17 protein-coding genes are annotated in these 18,006 nt (G+C 38.9%); all 17 read left to right on the forward strand.

Annotation, left to right across the window (positions count from 1 at the left end; all coding sequences use genetic code 11):
- Window positions 1-22 precede the first annotated feature (22 nt).
- The 17 genes from nusB (at window position 23) to spo0A (ending at window position 17,966) form a co-directional block, all read left to right on the forward strand.
- Window positions 23-430, forward strand: coding sequence for a transcription antitermination factor NusB (nusB, locus tag BHU72_RS06070; RefSeq protein ID WP_069701746.1), 408 nt, complete (start codon window positions 23-25; stop codon window positions 428-430).
- The gene (locus tag BHU72_RS06075; RefSeq protein WP_069701747.1) at window positions 423-1,400 is read left to right on the forward strand and encodes a tRNA (adenosine(37)-N6)-threonylcarbamoyltransferase complex transferase subunit TsaD; all 978 of its coding nucleotides are present in this window, start codon (window positions 423-425) and stop codon (window positions 1,398-1,400) included. The genes nusB and BHU72_RS06075 overlap by 8 nt, the downstream gene beginning before the upstream one ends.
- Window positions 1,401-1,468: 68 nt before the next feature.
- Window positions 1,469-2,323 carry a sulfide/dihydroorotate dehydrogenase-like FAD/NAD-binding protein gene (locus tag BHU72_RS06080; protein ID WP_069701748.1) on the forward strand — a complete coding sequence of 285 codons (855 nt, stop codon included), beginning with the start codon at window positions 1,469-1,471 and terminating at the stop codon, window positions 2,321-2,323.
- On the forward strand, window positions 2,314-3,717 hold the full coding sequence (gltA, locus tag BHU72_RS06085; RefSeq protein WP_069701749.1) for an NADPH-dependent glutamate synthase: 1,404 nt from the start codon (window positions 2,314-2,316) through the stop codon (window positions 3,715-3,717). The genes BHU72_RS06080 and gltA overlap by 10 nt, the downstream gene beginning before the upstream one ends.
- 151 nt (window positions 3,718-3,868) lie before the next feature.
- Complete coding sequence (gene folD / locus BHU72_RS06090) at window positions 3,869-4,717, forward strand: bifunctional methylenetetrahydrofolate dehydrogenase/methenyltetrahydrofolate cyclohydrolase FolD (RefSeq protein ID WP_069701750.1); 849 nt, start codon at window positions 3,869-3,871, stop codon at window positions 4,715-4,717.
- Window positions 4,718-4,785: 68 nt separating this feature from the next.
- A complete protein-coding gene (gene xseA / locus BHU72_RS06095; RefSeq protein WP_245671864.1) occupies window positions 4,786-6,060 on the forward strand; it encodes an exodeoxyribonuclease VII large subunit in 1,275 nt (424 codons plus the stop codon).
- A complete protein-coding gene (gene xseB / locus BHU72_RS06100) occupies window positions 6,044-6,289 on the forward strand; it encodes an exodeoxyribonuclease VII small subunit (protein WP_069701751.1) in 246 nt (81 codons plus the stop codon). The genes xseA and xseB overlap by 17 nt, the downstream gene beginning before the upstream one ends.
- A 2-nt stretch (window positions 6,290-6,291) precedes the next feature.
- Window positions 6,292-7,182 carry a polyprenyl synthetase family protein gene (locus BHU72_RS06105; protein WP_069702027.1) on the forward strand — a complete coding sequence of 297 codons (891 nt, stop codon included), beginning with the start codon at window positions 6,292-6,294 and terminating at the stop codon, window positions 7,180-7,182.
- 1,213 nt (window positions 7,183-8,395) lie between these two features.
- Window positions 8,396-9,037 carry a hypothetical protein gene (locus tag BHU72_RS06115; protein WP_069701753.1) on the forward strand — a complete coding sequence of 214 codons (642 nt, stop codon included), beginning with the start codon at window positions 8,396-8,398 and terminating at the stop codon, window positions 9,035-9,037.
- Window positions 8,997-10,895 carry a 1-deoxy-D-xylulose-5-phosphate synthase gene (dxs, locus tag BHU72_RS06120; RefSeq protein ID WP_069701754.1) on the forward strand — a complete coding sequence of 633 codons (1,899 nt, stop codon included), beginning with the start codon at window positions 8,997-8,999 and terminating at the stop codon, window positions 10,893-10,895. The genes BHU72_RS06115 and dxs overlap by 41 nt, the downstream gene beginning before the upstream one ends.
- A 66-nt stretch (window positions 10,896-10,961) precedes the next feature.
- The gene (locus BHU72_RS06125; RefSeq protein WP_069701755.1) at window positions 10,962-11,864 is read left to right on the forward strand and encodes a TlyA family RNA methyltransferase; all 903 of its coding nucleotides are present in this window, start codon (window positions 10,962-10,964) and stop codon (window positions 11,862-11,864) included.
- An 86-nt stretch (window positions 11,865-11,950) separates the two neighbouring features.
- Window positions 11,951-12,451 carry a hypothetical protein gene (locus tag BHU72_RS06130; protein ID WP_069701756.1) on the forward strand — a complete coding sequence of 167 codons (501 nt, stop codon included), beginning with the start codon at window positions 11,951-11,953 and terminating at the stop codon, window positions 12,449-12,451.
- Window positions 12,452-12,455: 4 nt separating this feature from the next.
- Window positions 12,456-13,304 (forward strand): NAD(+)/NADH kinase, encoded by an 849-nt coding sequence (locus BHU72_RS06135; RefSeq protein WP_069701757.1) that lies wholly within the window; start codon window positions 12,456-12,458, stop codon window positions 13,302-13,304.
- 78 nt (window positions 13,305-13,382) lie between these two features.
- Complete coding sequence (gene ahrC, locus BHU72_RS06140) at window positions 13,383-13,829, forward strand: transcriptional regulator AhrC/ArgR (protein ID WP_069701758.1); 447 nt, start codon at window positions 13,383-13,385, stop codon at window positions 13,827-13,829.
- Between the two features lie 21 nt (window positions 13,830-13,850).
- Window positions 13,851-15,548, forward strand: a complete 1,698-nt coding sequence (gene recN / locus BHU72_RS06145; RefSeq protein ID WP_069701759.1) for a DNA repair protein RecN — start codon at window positions 13,851-13,853, stop codon at window positions 15,546-15,548.
- A gap of 155 nt (window positions 15,549-15,703) precedes the next feature.
- Window positions 15,704-16,957 (forward strand): SpoIVB peptidase, encoded by a 1,254-nt coding sequence (gene spoIVB, locus BHU72_RS06150; RefSeq protein WP_083248290.1) that lies wholly within the window; start codon window positions 15,704-15,706, stop codon window positions 16,955-16,957.
- 199 nt (window positions 16,958-17,156) lie between these two features.
- Window positions 17,157-17,966: a sporulation transcription factor Spo0A gene (spo0A, locus tag BHU72_RS06155; RefSeq protein ID WP_141709265.1), complete on the forward strand. Its 810-nt coding sequence runs from the start codon at window positions 17,157-17,159 to the stop codon at window positions 17,964-17,966.
- Window positions 17,967-18,006: the final 40 nt, after the last annotated feature.

Consider the following 18,006-nt stretch of genomic DNA (forward strand, 5'->3'; position numbering starts at 1 on the left):
ATGAACTTTTGGAGGATATAGGATGATTCGGAGACAAGCTAGAGAGAAGGCTTTACAAATATTATTTCAAATTGATATTAACCAAGGGGAACCACAAGACATTATTAGAGAACGATTTGAATTGGATGAAGTAGATGCGAATCATAGAGAATTTATTGCACAGATTGTAACGGGTACATATGAAAATTTGAACACAATCGATGAAAAGATCAAAAGTATTCTTAAAGGCTGGGATTTAGACAGAATAGGTAAAGTTGAACGTAGTGTGCTGCGACTGGCAATTTATGAGTTAATGTATTCTGATTTAGCACAGAGCATTATCATCAATGAGGCTGTTGAGTTAGCTAAGGTTTTTAGTACCAATAAGTCTGCTGGATTTATCAACGGAATTTTAGCGAAGATGGTAGATAAAGTGGATGGCAATGAATAAAGATTTAGTCATTGGCATCGATACAAGTGCATATACAACCTCACTCTGTGTGATTCATTTAGATACCATGGAAATTGTGTTTGAACGTCGCAAGCTATTGGATGTAGCACAGGGAGAGCGTGGATTACGACAGAATACGGCTGTTTTTCAACATTTGAAAAATCTGCCGTATTTTATTGAAGAACTATTTCAGAATATGAGTTCAGAGAGAATCGCCTGTATTTCGATTACGAATCGACCAAGATGCGCAGAAGGATCTTATATGCCTGTGTTTTTTGCAGGGGAAACGTATGCACGGGTGTTGGCAGCGAGTCTGAACGTACCACTCTATCGATTTTCTCATCAAGAAGGACATATAGCAGCAGGGTTAGCAACTTTAATAGAAGAAATATCCGTTGATACATTTTTAGCAATACATATCTCTGGCGGAACAAGTGAAGTGTGTAAAGTAAACAAAGAAGGTCATCGATATGCTATTGACCTGTTAGGTGGGACCAAGGATTTACATGCAGGTCAATTCGTTGACAGAATTGGCGTGAAACTCGGGTTATCATTTCCTGCTGGAAAGCAATTAGAGTACCTAGCTAGCGAATCGACAGAACATGTGGTATTACCATCAAGCGTTAAGGGTTTTGATTTTAGTTTTTCTGGACCAGCAACCAAGGCGGAACAACTGATTGATCTTGGTCAACACGCAGTACCCGACATTGCACGGGCGGTAGAGAATTGTATTGCTAAGACATTGGAAAAAGTGATTCTTCACGGGAAAGAGCAATTATGTATTAAGCATGTTTTAATTGTAGGTGGAGTCGCATCCAACACAAGGGTTCGAGAACAGTTGGTGCATAGGTTTTCTCATCGGGCGATGCAGGCACATTTATATTTTGCTGATAAGGACTATTCGACTGATAATGCTTATGGCACTAGTGTACTAGGTGCCCTGGAGCATAAAAGTTTAAATTTCCTTTAAGATTGTAATTGACAAAAACACCTAGGTATATAATCATAGTTTTATAGATATAGGAGGGAGAGATTATAATGTTTAAAGTGTTACGCAAAAAAGTTCTTTCTGACACTGGCAATGACCGAGTCGTTTTACTAGATATAGAGGCTCCGTTAGTTGCGAAAAAGCACCAGCCTGGCCATTTTATTATGTTAAGAATTGATGAAAAAGGGGAAAGAATCCCTTTAACAATCGCGGACACAAATTTGGAAACAGGTGCAGTAACAATTATCGCTCAAGAAGTTGGGATTACGAGTAAGCAACTTGGTAGACTTGAAGCTGGAGATTATATACTAGATTTTGTTGGTCCTCTTGGGCAAGCAGCACATTACCCTGAACATAAGCATGTAGTATGCATCGGTGGTGGATTAGGTGTAGCTCCATTATATCCAGAGGTCAAGCATTTGCATGAAATAGATTCCCATGTAACTACGATTATCGGAGCTAGAACTAAAGAAATATTAATTTTAGAAGAAGAGATGCGTAAACACAGTCATCAGTTTTATGTGGCAACCGATGATGGAAGTTATGGCACCAAAGGCTTTGTCACTACAGTTTTACAACAGATGATTGATGATCAACAACCAGTCGATTTAGTGATTGCCATTGGACCAATCCCTATGATGAAGGCAGTTGCAAATCTAACACGACAATATAATATTAAGACACTTGTAAGCTTAAATTCGCTGATGGTTGACGGTACTGGTATGTGTGGTGCCTGTCGTGTTACTGTAGGTGGAGAAACGAAATTTACTTGTATTGATGGTCCTGAGTTTGATGGTCATTTAGTAGATTTTGATGAGCAAATGCGACGATTGAATATGTATAAAGATAAAGAAAAGAGTGCATTAGCTTTAGAAGGTTGTGGAGGTGTAGGCAGATGTCACTAAACAATCAATCAAAACTTGGTGGTCGTCAGCCGATGAGTCTCCTTGAAGACCAACTACGCATATCCGGGTTTGGAGAAGTAGCACTAGGATATACAGAAGAGCAAGCAATTGCTGAAGCAAAGCGTTGTTTACAATGCAAGAAGCCGTTATGCCAACAAGGTTGCCCAGTAAATATTGATATTAAAGATTTTATCGGGCTTATAGCAGAAGGAAAGTTCTCAGAAGCTTGTGAAAAGATTAAAGAAAAGAACAGCCTTCCGGCTGTCTGTGGTCGTGTATGCCCGCAAGAAGAACAATGTGAGATTAAATGTATTGTTGGGATTAAAGGTGAAGCAGTAGCCATCGGTAGACTGGAACGCTTTGTTGCTGATCATGTAATGTCAATGGAACGTGAAAAGGTAGATTGTGCGATTCAGGCAGGTAAGAAAGTAGCTGTTGTTGGTTCTGGTCCCGCTGGTTTAGCTTGTGCTAGTGAACTAGCAAAACTTTGTTACGATGTTACCATGTATGAAGCATTCCATGAGCCTGGTGGAGTATTGATGTATGGGATTCCGCAATTCCGTTTACCGAAAGAGATTGTAAAAGAAGAAGTAGAATTCCTTCGCCAAATCGGAGTAAAGATTGAGTGTAATGTAATCATTGGGAAAACATTGACGATTGATGATTTGTTTGCCATGGGATTTGAAGCTGTGTTTCTAGGAACCGGTGCTGGACTACCATATTTCTTAGGAATAGAAGGCGAAAATTTAAACGGCGTATATTCCGCCAATGAGTTTTTAACAAGAGTAAACTTGATGAGGGCGTACAAGTTTCCGGAATATCGTACACCGGTCCACGTTGGCAATCGTGTAGCCGTAGTTGGCGCTGGAAACGTAGCAATGGACGCTGCTAGAACTGCTAAGCGTTTGGGTGCAGAGGTTCACATCATTTATCGTAGATCGGAAGAGGAAATGCCTGCTCGTAAAGAAGAGATTGAACATGCCAAGGAAGAGGAGATCCAATTCCAGACTTTATCAAACCCACTTCGATTAATTGGTGATGATAAAGGATATGTCACAGGAATCGTTTGTGAAAAGATGGAGCTTGGTGAACCTGATAGCTCTGGTCGTCGTCGTCCGCAACCAATCCCGAATTCTGAATTTACTATCGACATTGACACTTTAGTTGTAGCTGTCGGTCAGGGCCCTAATCCAATTGTTACCCAAGCAACACCGGAGCTACAGGTGAACAAGTGGGGAAATATTATAGTTGATGAACAAACAGGTGCTACGTCAATTCCGGGTGTCTATGCTGGGGGAGACGTTGTCACAGGGGCTGCCACAGTAATTAAGGCTATGGGTGCTGGTAAAATTGCAGCCGTTGGTATTCACGATTACCTGATTGCAAAAGAATAAAAAGAATAGTGAAAAAAAGAAAAGTAAAAAATAACAATAAAATTCTATAAATTTTCTTATGAGCGATACATTTCCCGTGTATCGCTCATTGTGTTGTGTTAAAATATTAAGTAAATGAAATAATTTGTGATATCGGGGGTACATATTTTTCATGGCAACTATTATTGATGGTAAAAGAATTTCTTCAGAGATACGGGAAAGTTTGCGAAAAGAGGTAGAATTATTAAAATCACAAGGGATGCAGCCGGGACTAGCTGTTGTAATCGTAGGTGAGGATCCTGCATCTCAGACATATGTTAGAAATAAAGCAAAAGCTTGTGAAGATATTGGTATATACTCTGAAAAATATGAGCTAGATGCTTCCATTACACAACACCAACTATTAGAAAAAATTGATGAATTGAATAGCGATTCTAGAATTCATGGAATTTTAGTACAACTCCCATTGCCAAAAGGCATCGATGAACAAGCGGTGATTGAAAGAATTTCTGCGGAAAAAGACGTCGATGGGTTCCATATTTTAAATGCTGGCAAATTACTTGTAGGTCAGAAAGGTTTTGTTCCATGTACACCGGCGGGTGTTATAGAAATGATTCGTCGAACAGGCGTATCCATGGCGGGAAAACATGTTGTAGTGATAGGTAGAAGTAATATTGTTGGTAAACCCGTGTCAATTCTTGCGCTCCAAGAAAACGCAACGGTAACGATTTGTCATTCTAAGACAAATAACTTACACGAAATGGTGAAGATGGCGGATATCGTCATTGCCGCTGTAGGTCGCCCACAAATGATAACGGGCGATATGATTAAAGATGGAGCCATTGTTATTGATGTTGGTATCAATCGTGTCGATGGCAAGCTAGTTGGTGATGTGAACTACAAAGAAGCTGAGGAGAAGGCGTCTTTTATCACACCTGTTCCTGGTGGAGTAGGCCCTATGACAATTACGATGCTATTGCAAAACACTGTGGAAGCTTGTAAACGTACAAATAATATATAACGTTATAAATTGAATTTAATGATGATGTAGCAATGAAAGCCATGAAAGCCTTGAAAGCCATGAAAGCAATGAATCGTAATGATGCAGTAAGGAGCATAGGAATGAAAGCGACTGCTTGGAGTGTTAGTCAACTTACTAAATATATAAAAAATATTTTTGAAAATGATTGGCAATTGACACAAGTGTGGGTACAAGGTGAGATATCGAATTTTACGCGTCATTCCAGTGGCCATATGTATTTTAGCATAAAGGACGATAAAAGCGTGATCCGAAGTATTATGTTTGCTGGTAATAATCGAGGATTACAATTTATCCCGAAAAACGGTATGAAAGTAATCATCAAAGGGTACGTTACTGTTTTTGAGCGTGATGGACAATATCAGTTATACGCTCAAGAGATGATTCCCGATGGAGTTGGGAACCTATATTTAGCGTTTGAGCAACTGAAGTCAAAGCTGAAACAAGAAGGGTTATTTGACGAACTCGATAAAAAGTTGATTCCTTTTTTGCCGAAAGGCATAGCCGTGATAACGTCTAACACAGGTGCAGCAATTCGCGATGTCCTTACTACTGTGAAACGAAGAAATCCATTGATTCCAGTATATGTGATTCCTGCGACAGTTCAGGGTGTGAACGCCCCAGGAGAGATTTGTCAAGCCATCTCTCTCGTTGAAACAAAGTGTGCACATCTCGTAGATGTCATACTGTTAGTCCGTGGTGGAGGTTCGATTGAGGAATTGTGGGCATTTAATGAGGAAATTGTGGCGAGAAAAATACACGAATGTTCAATTCCGATTGTAGTAGGAGTTGGTCATGAGACGGACTTCACGATTGCAGACTTTGTTGCAGATTTAAGGGCTCCGACTCCGACTGGTGCGGCTGAACTAGTTTCGCCACCACTACATGAGTTAAATCAAGGAATTATCGATAGAAGTCATCGCTTACAAGATTCTATGCATCGTATTATCAATCGCTTTCACGAACGATTGGCATATATGCAGAATTCGAAGGTGCTAACAAAGCCAGAGCTGATGTTTACAGAGAGAAAAACTCTAGTCGATTGGCTTACGACACAAATGCAGAACGCCATAGAAAATAAAGTTGAAAAATCGATTCATCAATATCAACTGCTCAATCAAAGATTAGACGATTTAAGCCCATTAAAAATCATGGGTAGAGGTTTTTCTATTATTCATAAGATAAAAACGCAAGAACAACAGCAGGAAAAAGAGTTAGTACTCTCTGTCAAACAAGTAAAAGTAAATGAACAGGTGAATGTTACGTTACTTGATGGAGAGTTACAATGCACGGTATGGGGGATTCAAAATGGCAAAAAAAAATGACATTACTTTCGATCAGTCATTAAAGGAACTCGAGGGGATTGTGAAACAGCTAGAATCGGGTGACATTCCTTTAGAAGATGCAATTGAGTTATACAAGAAGGGTATGATTCTATCGAAGCAATGCAATGAGAAGTTAAATGTAGCGGAACAGAAGGTCCAGCAAATTACGCTAGAAAATCAAACGCTAGTATTTCAACCGATGAAAGATAAGGAGGGGGAACTTTGTTAGACGTGACGCTCAAAGCTTATTTACAGGACAAAATCACAATCATTAACGATGCACTAGATAAGTATTTGGAATATAAGAAACCCCATCCTGAAGTAATCTATGAATCGATGCGATATAGTGTGTTTGCTGGTGGAAAAAGGTTACGCCCAGTATTTATGCTTGCTACCTGTGAGGCTTTTGGCGGAGACAGCCAAGTAGCAATTCCAGCTGCTTGTGCTGTAGAGATGATCCATACGTATTCGTTAATCCATGATGACTTACCTGCTATGGATAATGATGATTATCGTAGAGGGAAACTCACAAATCACAAAAAGTTTAATGAAGCCACTGCCATACTAGCAGGCGATGCCTTGCTTACAAAAGCTTTTGGCACAATATGTTTGACAGATGTCAATAAAGTTCATCCGAATGTAATTCATCAAATGCTTTGTGAGATTAGTACTGCTGCTGGGGCCGAAGGAATGGTTGGTGGGCAAGTTGCAGATATGGAAGCAGAAGGAAAGCAAATTGAACTCCAAGATTTAGAATATATTCATGCGCATAAGACGGGTGCATTGTTATCTGTAGCAATTCGTTGTGGAGCAATTCTAGCAAACGCTAGCCTGGAGCAGCAAAAGTATATTGGAATATTCGCCGATCAATTAGGACTCGCATTTCAGATTCAGGATGACATTCTCGACATTGTAGGCAACCAAGAAGTAATCGGTAAAAAAGTAGGCAGTGATATTGATAACAATAAGGCCACATACCCACGGTTGATTGGCCTCGAACAATCAAAAGCAAAAGTGCAGGAGTTGACAGAACAAGCGTTACAGGCGCTTGAACTAGCCAATTGTAAAGATTCAACATATCTTAGGGCAATTGCGAATTACTTGATCTCGCGTGAGTCGTAAAAGGGCAAAAAAAATACAGGAAAACCGTTGGTTTCCTGCAGAGAGAGTAGAAGTTTGTACACAAAAGTGCACTGAGAGGGAAAAATTCGTTAAAGAATTTTTAGTTCTCAAATTAGAACTAATATAAGCTTACTCTGAATTATTGCCTTTTACAATAGCAATTAAGGGCGGTTTTATTACTAGTGAGGCATAAGGTTTCATAGAAGAGTGAAATTGTCCGGAATTCTTTCATTTCTGTTGTTAATCAATCTTTAAAGTCTTTTAGCTGGTCGTAAGATGGGTTCTTGTTCGTAAGCATAGTTATAAACACTTGGTTGTTATTTGTTAAGGAATTTGAACTTTGGTATAATATATAAGTATTAGAGTGGTGCAGTATTCTAGTCAATCAATCCTCATTTGAAGGCGGGGCTAAAAATCCGCCAAAGGGCACATCGATGAAGTTCCTGGTGGCGGCTGCTGACGCCCAGTCGGGGGTCGTTACTGGGAGTTAAGGTTGTGGGGCGATCCACAATGGCATGTGGGCGTTGACCCTACTTCCGCGGAGGCCCAAGTGCGTGGTTGTGAATGATCGGTTCACGAGCATGGCTTGGGGTATGAACCTATGTTGCGAGCCATTTAGATTTAACAGCTTGTGTATAGCGTAGCCTGCCTTGAGTGATAGTAGAGGGGATATATAGAAACCTTGCTTTTCTAGGCCAAGAAAACAAGTCATAGTGCTATATGAAATCTATGTTGCAAAAGAGGCTAGGATGAGGTAATTGGTTGTCGAGGAAAACTCCTAGACTGTCCGAAAGAAGCTTCTTGGGGATTAGAGTGCGGACTAAGTGGCAATCTAGTATGACGATCGGCGACGACGCCAATAGGGGAATAAAGGGAAACCGCCATGTTGGCAACGATTTGGTTCCTCCTATGGGAAAACCAACTGGACCTAAGCCGCAATGTTTACCCAAGAAGCTACCACTCGTGATTTTACATAATAGCGAACTTTATAAGGCATTCACTTCGTCTGTAGACAAAGTGAATGCCGAGTTTTGTTTAATACTATCAGAAAGCATAAGTATTTTAATGAAGTTAGTATAGCTGTGCATTAGCAACACATCAGCAGTAAACTGCTGTGTTGATGCGTCAGTGCAACTAAGGCGTTCTCATCGCTAAAGCTTTGGCGAATGCCAAGTTTTCTTTATAAAACATAGAATGTTAAGGAGTTACCTTTTTGAATGATTTAATAAAGTCTACATTAAAATGGACGGTAAGAATTAGTATAATCACATTTTTTCTAGCTGCATTATTCACAGTACTTTCTAGTATTTTTGTAGAAAGATTGCACTGGTCTTATGGAGCTATTATTGTGCTGGTCATAATTTTGATCGGAGTTATCTTTGATACCATTGGAATTGCAGCTACTGCTGCTTGCGAAAAACCATTTCATGCAATGGCAACTAAAAGAGTTAACGGTTCAAAGGTAGCAATTCGAATTATCCGCAATGCAGATCAGTTTGCGAACTTCTGTAATGATGTGATTGGCGATATTGCTGGGATTATAAGTGGGGCAGCGAGTGCAGCAGTTATTATACAGGTATTGCTCACAATCGATAGTAATAGTACAATATTTGATAATACTATTAAAATTGGTGTAACAAGCTTAGTTGCAGCTTTAACTGTTGGCGGGAAATCAATAGGAAAAACAATCGCAATTCAATATAGTCAAGAAATCATATTTATGGTTAGTAAAATATTAAATATAGTTGAGATGAAGTTAAATATCAAATTTTTTGATAATACTAAGAAAAAGAAGCCGAAACGAGGGAATAGAATTGACCCTACTAAAGACGATAAGCAGTCCAGAAACTGTTAAACAATTGAATGCGAATGAAAAGAGGCAATTAGCAGCAGAAATTCGTGATTTCCTTATAGAAAAAGTATCAAAAACTGGTGGGCATCTAGGCCCAAACCTGGGAGTTGTTGAATTAACAATTGCTCTGCATAGTGTTTTTGAAAGTCCAAAGGACAAAATCGTATGGGATGTAGGTCATCAGTCGTACGTGCATAAAATCCTTACAGGGCGTAAAGACGAGTTCGAAGGTCTCCGCTGCTATAAAGGCATTTCTGGTTTTCCAAAATGTAAAGAGAGTGAGCATGACGTCTTTGAAACGGGTCATAGTAGCACTTCTATATCTGCTGCCCTTGGTATGGCAATTGCAGGACAATTAAGAAATGAGGAATATCATTCAATTGCAGTCATTGGCGATGGTGCGATGACCGGCGGAATGGCGCTAGAAGCTCTGAATCATGCAGGACATGGTGATGCCAATCTGATTGTAATATTAAATGACAATGAAATGTCAATTGCACCGAATGTAGGGGCATTATCTAACTATTTGACTAGAGTAAGAACAGACCCGAATTATTCAAGAGCAAAAGATGATATAGAGTTATTCTTCAAGAAGATTCCTGCCATTGGCAATACAATGCTAAAGACAGCAGAGCGTATTAAGGATAGTCTTAAGTATCTGTTTGTTTCTGGCATGTTGTTTGAAGAGCTAGGTTTTACATATCTCGGACCGATTGACGGTCATAACATAGAAGATTTAGAGATGACCTTTCAACAAGCCAAAAAATGCAAAGGTCCAATTCTAGTTCATATATTAACGAAAAAAGGACAGGGCTATGAGCCAGCAATTGAAAATCCGGATTTATTCCACGGTGTGGGTCCATTCTGCATCGATACAGGGAGACCAATCAAGGAGCCATGTCCACCAAGCTTTACACAGGTGTTTGGTGAAACACTCGTTGAATTAGCTGAGAAAGACCCTAATATTATAGCAATTACTGCAGCTATGCCAACTGGTACGGGTTTAAAGGCTTTTGCGCAGAAGTTTCCAAAGCGTTTTATTGATGTTGGAATTGCAGAACAACACGCTGTAACTTTGGCCGCTGGATTAGCAAGACAAGGTTTTCGTCCTGTGTTTGCAGTATATTCAACGTTTTTACAAAGAGGCTATGACCAAGTATTACATGATGTTTGCTTGCAGAATCTGCCAGTAATTTTTGCCATTGATAGAGCTGGGTTAGTTGGACAAGATGGTGAGACACATCATGGGGTGTTCGATATTTCCTATCTCAGACATATCCCAAACCTAACGATTATGATGCCTAAGGATGAAGAAGAGCTGCGCCAAATGATGTGCACTGCATTATCGATGCAATCACCAGTGGCAATACGATATCCTCGCTTAAACGGATACGGTATACCTCAATCATCGCTGAGTCCATTACTAACCGGAAAGATGGAATCCATTCGTCAAGGAAAAGACCTTACGATTGTCGCTATTGGTCCTATGGTTGAATTAGCAAATGAAGTCGCTAACGTGTTAGATGGAAAAGGGATACACACAACAGTGATCAATGGACGGTTTATTAAACCTTTAGACGGGGCAATGCTACATAATTTAGCTACAGGCGGAAGACCGATTTTCGTACTAGAGGAGCATGCTTTACAAGGTGGTTTTGGCAGCGCAATACTAGAATTCATGGAAAGCGAGCAGCTTGATACAAGTGTTGTGAGACGTTTTGGTATTCCAGACGAGTTTGTCGAACACGGAACTAGAGATCAATTGCTGGAGCAATTAGGATTAACAGCAGAGAAAATAGCCTTTCAGGCTCAAAAGCATTTACTTGAATATAATGCGTATAACAAAACAGCTTCTCTATAAAGGAAGCTGTTTTTCGCAATTGGAGAATGAGTGGCTATAGTATTTCATTACGTTAGGGGTAGCATAATGGCTAAAGAAAGAATCGATACTGCGCTCGTGAACTTAGGCTTTTTTGAAACTCGAGAAAAGGCAAAAGCAGCTATTATGGCGGGAATCGTGTATATAGGGAATGAACGAATTGATAAACCTGGGGAAAAGGTTGATGTATCAAAAGAAATTATCGTAAAAGGAAATATTCATCCTTATGTTGGAAGAGGCGGCCTCAAATTAGAGAAGGCTTTGAAACACTTCGCCTTGGATGTAAGTGGCGTGGTTATGATTGATATTGGTGCTTCCACGGGCGGTTTTACAGATTGCGCTTTGCAGAATCATGCTGCAAAAGTCTACGCCGTAGATGTTGGGTATGGGCAATTAGATTGGAAATTGAGAAATCATCCAGATGTCATTGTTCTCGAGCGGACGAATTTTCGTCATCTTGCGGTAGATGTCTTAACTGTTGGATCGCCTAATTTTGCAACAATTGATGTCTCGTTTATTTCGCTGAAGCTAATTTTTCCTAAATTATCAGAAATCCTAGTCCCTGAATCCAAGGTAGTGTGTTTAATTAAGCCACAATTTGAAGCAGGGAAAGAGCTTGTCGGGAAAAAAGGAATAGTCAGAGATCCCAAAGTACATCAGCAAGTGATTGAGGATGTCATCTCTCAAGCTACTCAATTTCATTTATACCTAGAAGACTTAACATATTCACCGATTACTGGTGGAGATGGAAATATCGAGTTCCTTGCATTATTCCAATTCCGACCGAATCAGTTGCAGAATCAACGGATAAGTTACAACAATCAATGCACAGAGAGTGACGACTATCGATGCACTGAAAATATGGAAGCGGAAACGATCAATCACATAAGGAATTACGAGTCTCTCATAGAGAAAACAATCAATGATGCGCACAATCAGCTTCAGTCGTAACAAATATTTGGAAAAAAAGGATTTCTAACTTTTGCCTCGAATATTCTACTCGAACACTCTAATCGATTGGCATGGAGGAGATCACTTTGCGATTTGAAGACTTTTTAGTTTTGGGTATTATATTTCTCATTGTGCTTTACAATATAAATAAAGGAAAAAATAAAATCACATACTCCAATATCCCGAAATCTGGGGAAGCACTCAAGCTATTACAGGACGAAGGATATGAAGTCATCTCTGGGAAAATACGTGTTCCGCTAGACATCAAATCTGACGGAAAGGATTATCAGTCAAGATTACTCGTCGACTTTATCGTCAATAAAGATGATAGGCAATACGTAGTGAAAATTAAGAATAAGAGGAAGCAAGAGCGACTAAGTGGATCATTTCTCCGGGATGAACTATTAAAATACCAATTAGCTTTTGGTGCGGATGGAGTAATTTATGTTGATGTAGAAAAACAAAAACTTCAAAGTGTATCTTTTGCATTTGAATATAGCAAAAGCTCAATGCTATCCTACTTTAAACTGCCAAAATGGATGTTTGTTTCTATAGCATTAGCCATTGTATTTCTTATATTGAGGTGATGTAGTGAAAAGAATTGGCATTATCGTGAATAAAAGCAAACCAAAGGCATGGATCATAGCTAGACAAATTATTCGTTCTTTAGAGCATCGAAATGTGAAAATAGTTATTGATGAATTTGTAGCAGAACAGCTAGGTCGAAGTGAGTTAGGTATTCCACTTTTCCAGATTCCTAAAGAGGCAGACATTATCTTTGCTTTAGGCGGCGACGGGACGTTATTAGGAATTGCCCGTGACTTTGCCCCTCATAATATACCGATTTTAGGAATTAACGTGGGGAATATGGGGTTTTTATCGGAATCAGAACCAGAAAACTTAGAGCTTGCCATTGATAAAGTTCTCAGTGGGCAGTATTATATTGAGCAACGAATGATGCTTGAAGCACAAGTGGTACGAAATGACGCGGTTATTAAACAGTTTATCGCGTTAAATGATGTAGGCATTGCTAAAGGTGCTTTTAGCAGAATGATTGAAGTCATTATGTTTTTGGAAGACAAATTCCTGCGATCGTTTAAAGGGGATGGACTTATTATAGCAAGTCCAACTGGATCGACGGCATATTCATTATCGGCTGGTGGGCCAATTGTGACACCAGATATTGATTTAATTCTTCTTACGCCAATATGCCCTCATTCTTTAAATGTTCGTCCGATGGTCATATCAGGGCATTCTACGATTCGAACAAAATTAGACGCAACACATGATGATTTAGGCTTAACAATTGATGGGCAACTAGGTTTCAAACTGGAAATAGAAGATGTAATTACAGTCAAAAAATCGGAATATAAAACAAATCTAATTCGTTGGCATGAGCACAATTTCTTTGAAGTCGTACGCCGTAAGCTGCATAATTAACTAGGAAGACTTGATACGCTGTAGAGATAAAGTATGCATCGATACATATAAAGGGAGAGCATAAGTAGGAGGCTGGCCATGAAGGGACAACGACTCTTGAAAATCAGGGAGTTAGTAAAAAATAAAGAAATTGAGACCCAGGATGAATTAGTTTTGGAGCTAAAAGCTATGGGCTTTCAAATCACCCAAGCTACAATTTCTAGAGATATTAAAGAGTTACAGCTGATTAAAGTACCAATTAGCGGTGGCAAGTATATATATTCACTTCCGAGTGAGCAACCATTCAATCCGAAGCAGAAAATTCGCAGAGCATTACTTGATAGCTTCGTATCCATTGATAGCGCGGAAAACCTGGTCGTAATGAAGACATTACCCGGTCATGCAAATGCCCTCGGTTCATTAATTGATGCACTGGGATGGCGCGAAATTGTCGGAACCATATGTGGTGATGATACGATTCTTATCATTGGCCGCGATAAAGAGCTTGCCTCTGAAATTCGCAATAAATTTTTAGAGATGCTGTAATTCCAGGGAAGGTGATATTCAATGCTACAAGCACTTTCAGTGAAAAATTTCGGACTAATAGAAGAGATGACAATTTCTTTTCATCATGGACTTCACGTCTTTACCGGGGAAACAGGTGCTGGAAAATCAATGATTATAGATGCACTAAGCGTCGTTTTAGGGGGAAGGGCTTCTAACGATTTTATTCGATATGGTAGCGAGAGCGCAACTGTGGAAGCACTTTTCTCAGTAAACGAGTCGTACGCAGAGCAATTGAAGCTTTTAGGAATTGAATTTGGGGAAGAGTTAGATTTAGCTGTCAGTCGTGAGATTCGGCATGGGAAAAGCATATGTCGTATCAACGGAAGAATGTTTCCAGTTCATGTACTAAAGGAATCGTTAGCAACTCTTGTGGATATACATGGCCAGCATGAACATCAGAAATTAGTAGATCCTAAACAACATTTAGATATTTTAGATGCATATGGGAAACGGGAAATTACGGAATTACTTAAAAACGTCCAAAAGTTGTATCAAGAATATAACGAGCAAAAGAAGAAGTTAAAAAAATTGCAAGAAACGGATATCAATCAATCTCAACGTCTAGAGTTCTTACAATTTCAATTAGAAGAATTGAAACAAGTGAGTCTTCAGATTGGAGAAGAAGAACAGTTAGAAGCTAAGAAAAAAATATTAGTCAATCATGATAAAATCCAAAAACATGTCCAAGGGATATTGAGCGCCCTAGCAGATGTAGATGATCGAAATGCGGTGAATGCAACATCATTACTAAGTCAATCAATTGATTCGTTACGGGAATTGGTTAAGGTCGACCAAGGGTTCGCCCCCCATATTGACTGTTTAGAAATTGCCACCGTTCAAATTGACGAAGTCACCAGAGCATTATGTTCAATGACGAATGAAAGCGAAGAGAATGATCAAGATATAGATCAAATCGAAAGCAGATTGTATCAATTACAACAAATCAAGCGTAAATATCGTATGGATATTCCAGATCTTCTTTTGCATCAGAAAAATATTGAACAAGAAATATTTACATTGCTAAATAGGGATAGCGTAATACAAGAAGTGGAAGCACAATTCAACATCACATTGGAGCAGTACCACGAGAAAGCGCGGACGCTAATGTTAAAGAGAAAACAGATTGCAAAAGCAATGGAAGACAATTTGAAAAATGAGCTGCTACAACTATTGTTACCTAATGTACAGTTTGAAATTCAATTCCTTACTCATTCTGAGCCTCGCTCCCATGGTACTGATGAAGTTGAGTTTCTCTTCTCAGCAAACGTAGGAGAACCATTGAAACCGCTGACAAAAGTGGCATCTGGGGGAGAACTGTCAAGAATCATGCTTGCTTTGAAAAATATTCTTGCAGAAGTGGATCAAACCCCGACCATGATTTTTGACGAGATTGATACCGGTGTTAGCGGAAAAGCTGCCCAAAAAATTGCAGAAAAGCTTGTCCAAGTTTCAAGGAACCGTCAGGTATTTTGTGTCACTCATTTAGCACAAATAGCTGCAATGAGTGATGTTCATATATTAATAAAGAAAAATAATGATATTAACAAAACATACACGAATTTAGATATCTTAAATGAAGAGCAAATTATTGAAGAATTAGGAAGAATGATTAGTGGTGAACATGTCACAACTAAGACTCTGGAAAACGCGCAAGAGATGCGTGAAATCGCAAAAAACACAAAAAATAAAACGAAATGATGTTCGTTCATTAACGTTTTTGGAAATACTTCTAAGGAAGTATTTTTTTTGTGCTTGTTCCATCATTTAAATAGCATGATGTTTCGAAGGTAAGGAAACTTTAATAGTAAGCTATACAGAAATTAGATGTAGGAAGGTGTAGGGGAGTGTGACACTTGTATAAAAACATAAAAAAAGGCTTTGGATTATTGCTTGTTATGGCGATAATCGCTGTCACTTTTAGTACACCGGTTCAAAATTTCCATTCCATTCCAGTTCAATTCAAAATGTTTGAAGGTCAAAGTACCGACCTCAACTTTTACTCAGTGATTGAGACCCACACGAACAATCAGGAAGTACTTGCGGTGAGTGGAACAGAGTTAAAGACAATTAAAACTGGTGTTTCAGAATTAACCTTTAAACTTTTTGGCGTTCTTCCAATTAAGAAGGTTCATGTACAAGTATTGCCTGAAACGAAGCTATATCCAGGCGGTCATTCAATAGGAGTGAAACTAAAATCAGAAGGTGTTATGGTAGTTGGTTTCTATTTGATTGATGGTGAAGATAAAAAGGTTTCTCCTGGAGAGCAGGCAAATATTAAAGTAGGTGACTACATTCTTAGCATCAATGGTGAGAAAGTAAATGATGTATCAATTATCAGTAAATTCATTGATACAGATAAGCCACTAGAAATGGAAGTAAGAAGAAATGATCGAACGTTTAAAACGGTAGTTGAACCAATGTATGACGCAAAAGCGAAGAACCATCGTATTGGGTTATATATTAGAGACTCTGCAGCGGGAGTCGGAACTTTAACGTTTTTTGACCCAAGAACGAAAATGTACGGAGCTTTAGGACATGTAATTACTGATATGGATACTGGGCAGCCAATTGAAGTAGGATCAGGGGAAATTTTCCCTTCCAAAGTTACATCTATAGATAAAGGGCAAAAAGGTAAACCTGGAGAAAAACGTTGTGTGATGGGGAATGACGATGAGCGTTTGGGAAATATAATATCGAATAACTCATTAGGAATTTACGGTAAGCTTACAGACGTTCCGAAGGATTATTTTGCGCAAGAGCCGTTACCTATTGCTTTGGCTCACGATGTGAAGACAGGACCAGCTAAAATTTACACAGTAGTCAATGGCGATAAAATTGAGCAATATGACATTGAAGTCGTAAATGTCATCCCACAAAGATTCTCTTCAACCAAAGGCATGGTTATCCGTGTTACAGATGAACGCCTATTGAATCAAACAGGTGGGATTATTCAAGGGATGAGTGGAAGTCCGATTATTCAAGATGGTAAGATTATTGGGGCAGTCACGCATGTATTCGTAAATGATCCTACTATGGGATATGGATGCTACATTGAATGGATGTTAAAAGAAGCAAATGATAATGCTAAAGTATTTGATGCAGCGTAATCAATAACCTTTACAAAGTTTCGACAAATATCGGCAAAATCACGTGAAATCACGCGGTTTTTGCCGATATTTTTGTTATTTTTTTTTGCAAAAAATGCAGGGAAAAGGCAAGTGGTTAGAGAAACTGTATGTAAATCATTACGTCTCTTCTTTATATTGTTTATATTTCGCAACGGATAAGAAACTGGGAGGAATTACTGTGAATACAACAAAAATAATACTTGCAGATGATAATCAAGAATTTTGTAATATGTTAGCAAACTATGTGAGTCAACAAGAGGACATGCAAGTTCTTGGTTTGGCTTATAATGGTAATCAAGCATTAGAACTCTTGGAAGATGATTTACCGGACTTATTAATCTTAGATATTATTATGCCGCATCTTGATGGATTAGGAGTTTTAGAGGCATTAAAGGAAAATCCTAAGTATGCCAGTATGAAAGTCATTGTGCTAACAGCATTCGGGCAAGAAAATATCACAAAAAGGGCGATTGATTTAGGGGCCGATTACTTCATCCTGAAACCTTTTGATATGGATGTCTTATTACAAAGAATCCGACAAGTCTCAACCCAAATGCAACAAACGATACAAATGTCGGATAAGCACTCATTTAATTTTACATCCACTAATAATTTTGCTCCGAAAAAGAAAAAAGTCGATGATATCAAAACATCTGTAACAAAGATGATTCATGAAATTGGAGTGCCAGCTCATATTAAAGGATATACATTTTTGCGTGAAGCAATCATCATGGTCTTTAACGATCCAGAATTACTAGGGTGTATCACGAAAATTCTTTACCCAAATATCGCAGACGCACATAATACGACACCACCAAGAGTGGAACGAGCCATACGACATGCCATTGAAGTCGCTTGGAATCGTGGGAATGTGGATATTCTTCGTCAATACTTCGGTTACACAGTCAATGCTACGAAATCTAAGCCAACAAACAGCGAGTTCATTGCGATGGTGGCTGATAAGTTAAGACTTGAGCAAGTAGTGTAAGATAAACCTCTATTTAAGATTATTTAATCCTAAATAGAGG

The sequence above is a fragment of the Desulfuribacillus stibiiarsenatis genome (assembly GCF_001742305.1).
Taxonomy (GTDB): domain Bacteria; phylum Bacillota; class Bacilli; order Desulfuribacillales; family Desulfuribacillaceae; genus Desulfuribacillus_A; species Desulfuribacillus_A stibiiarsenatis.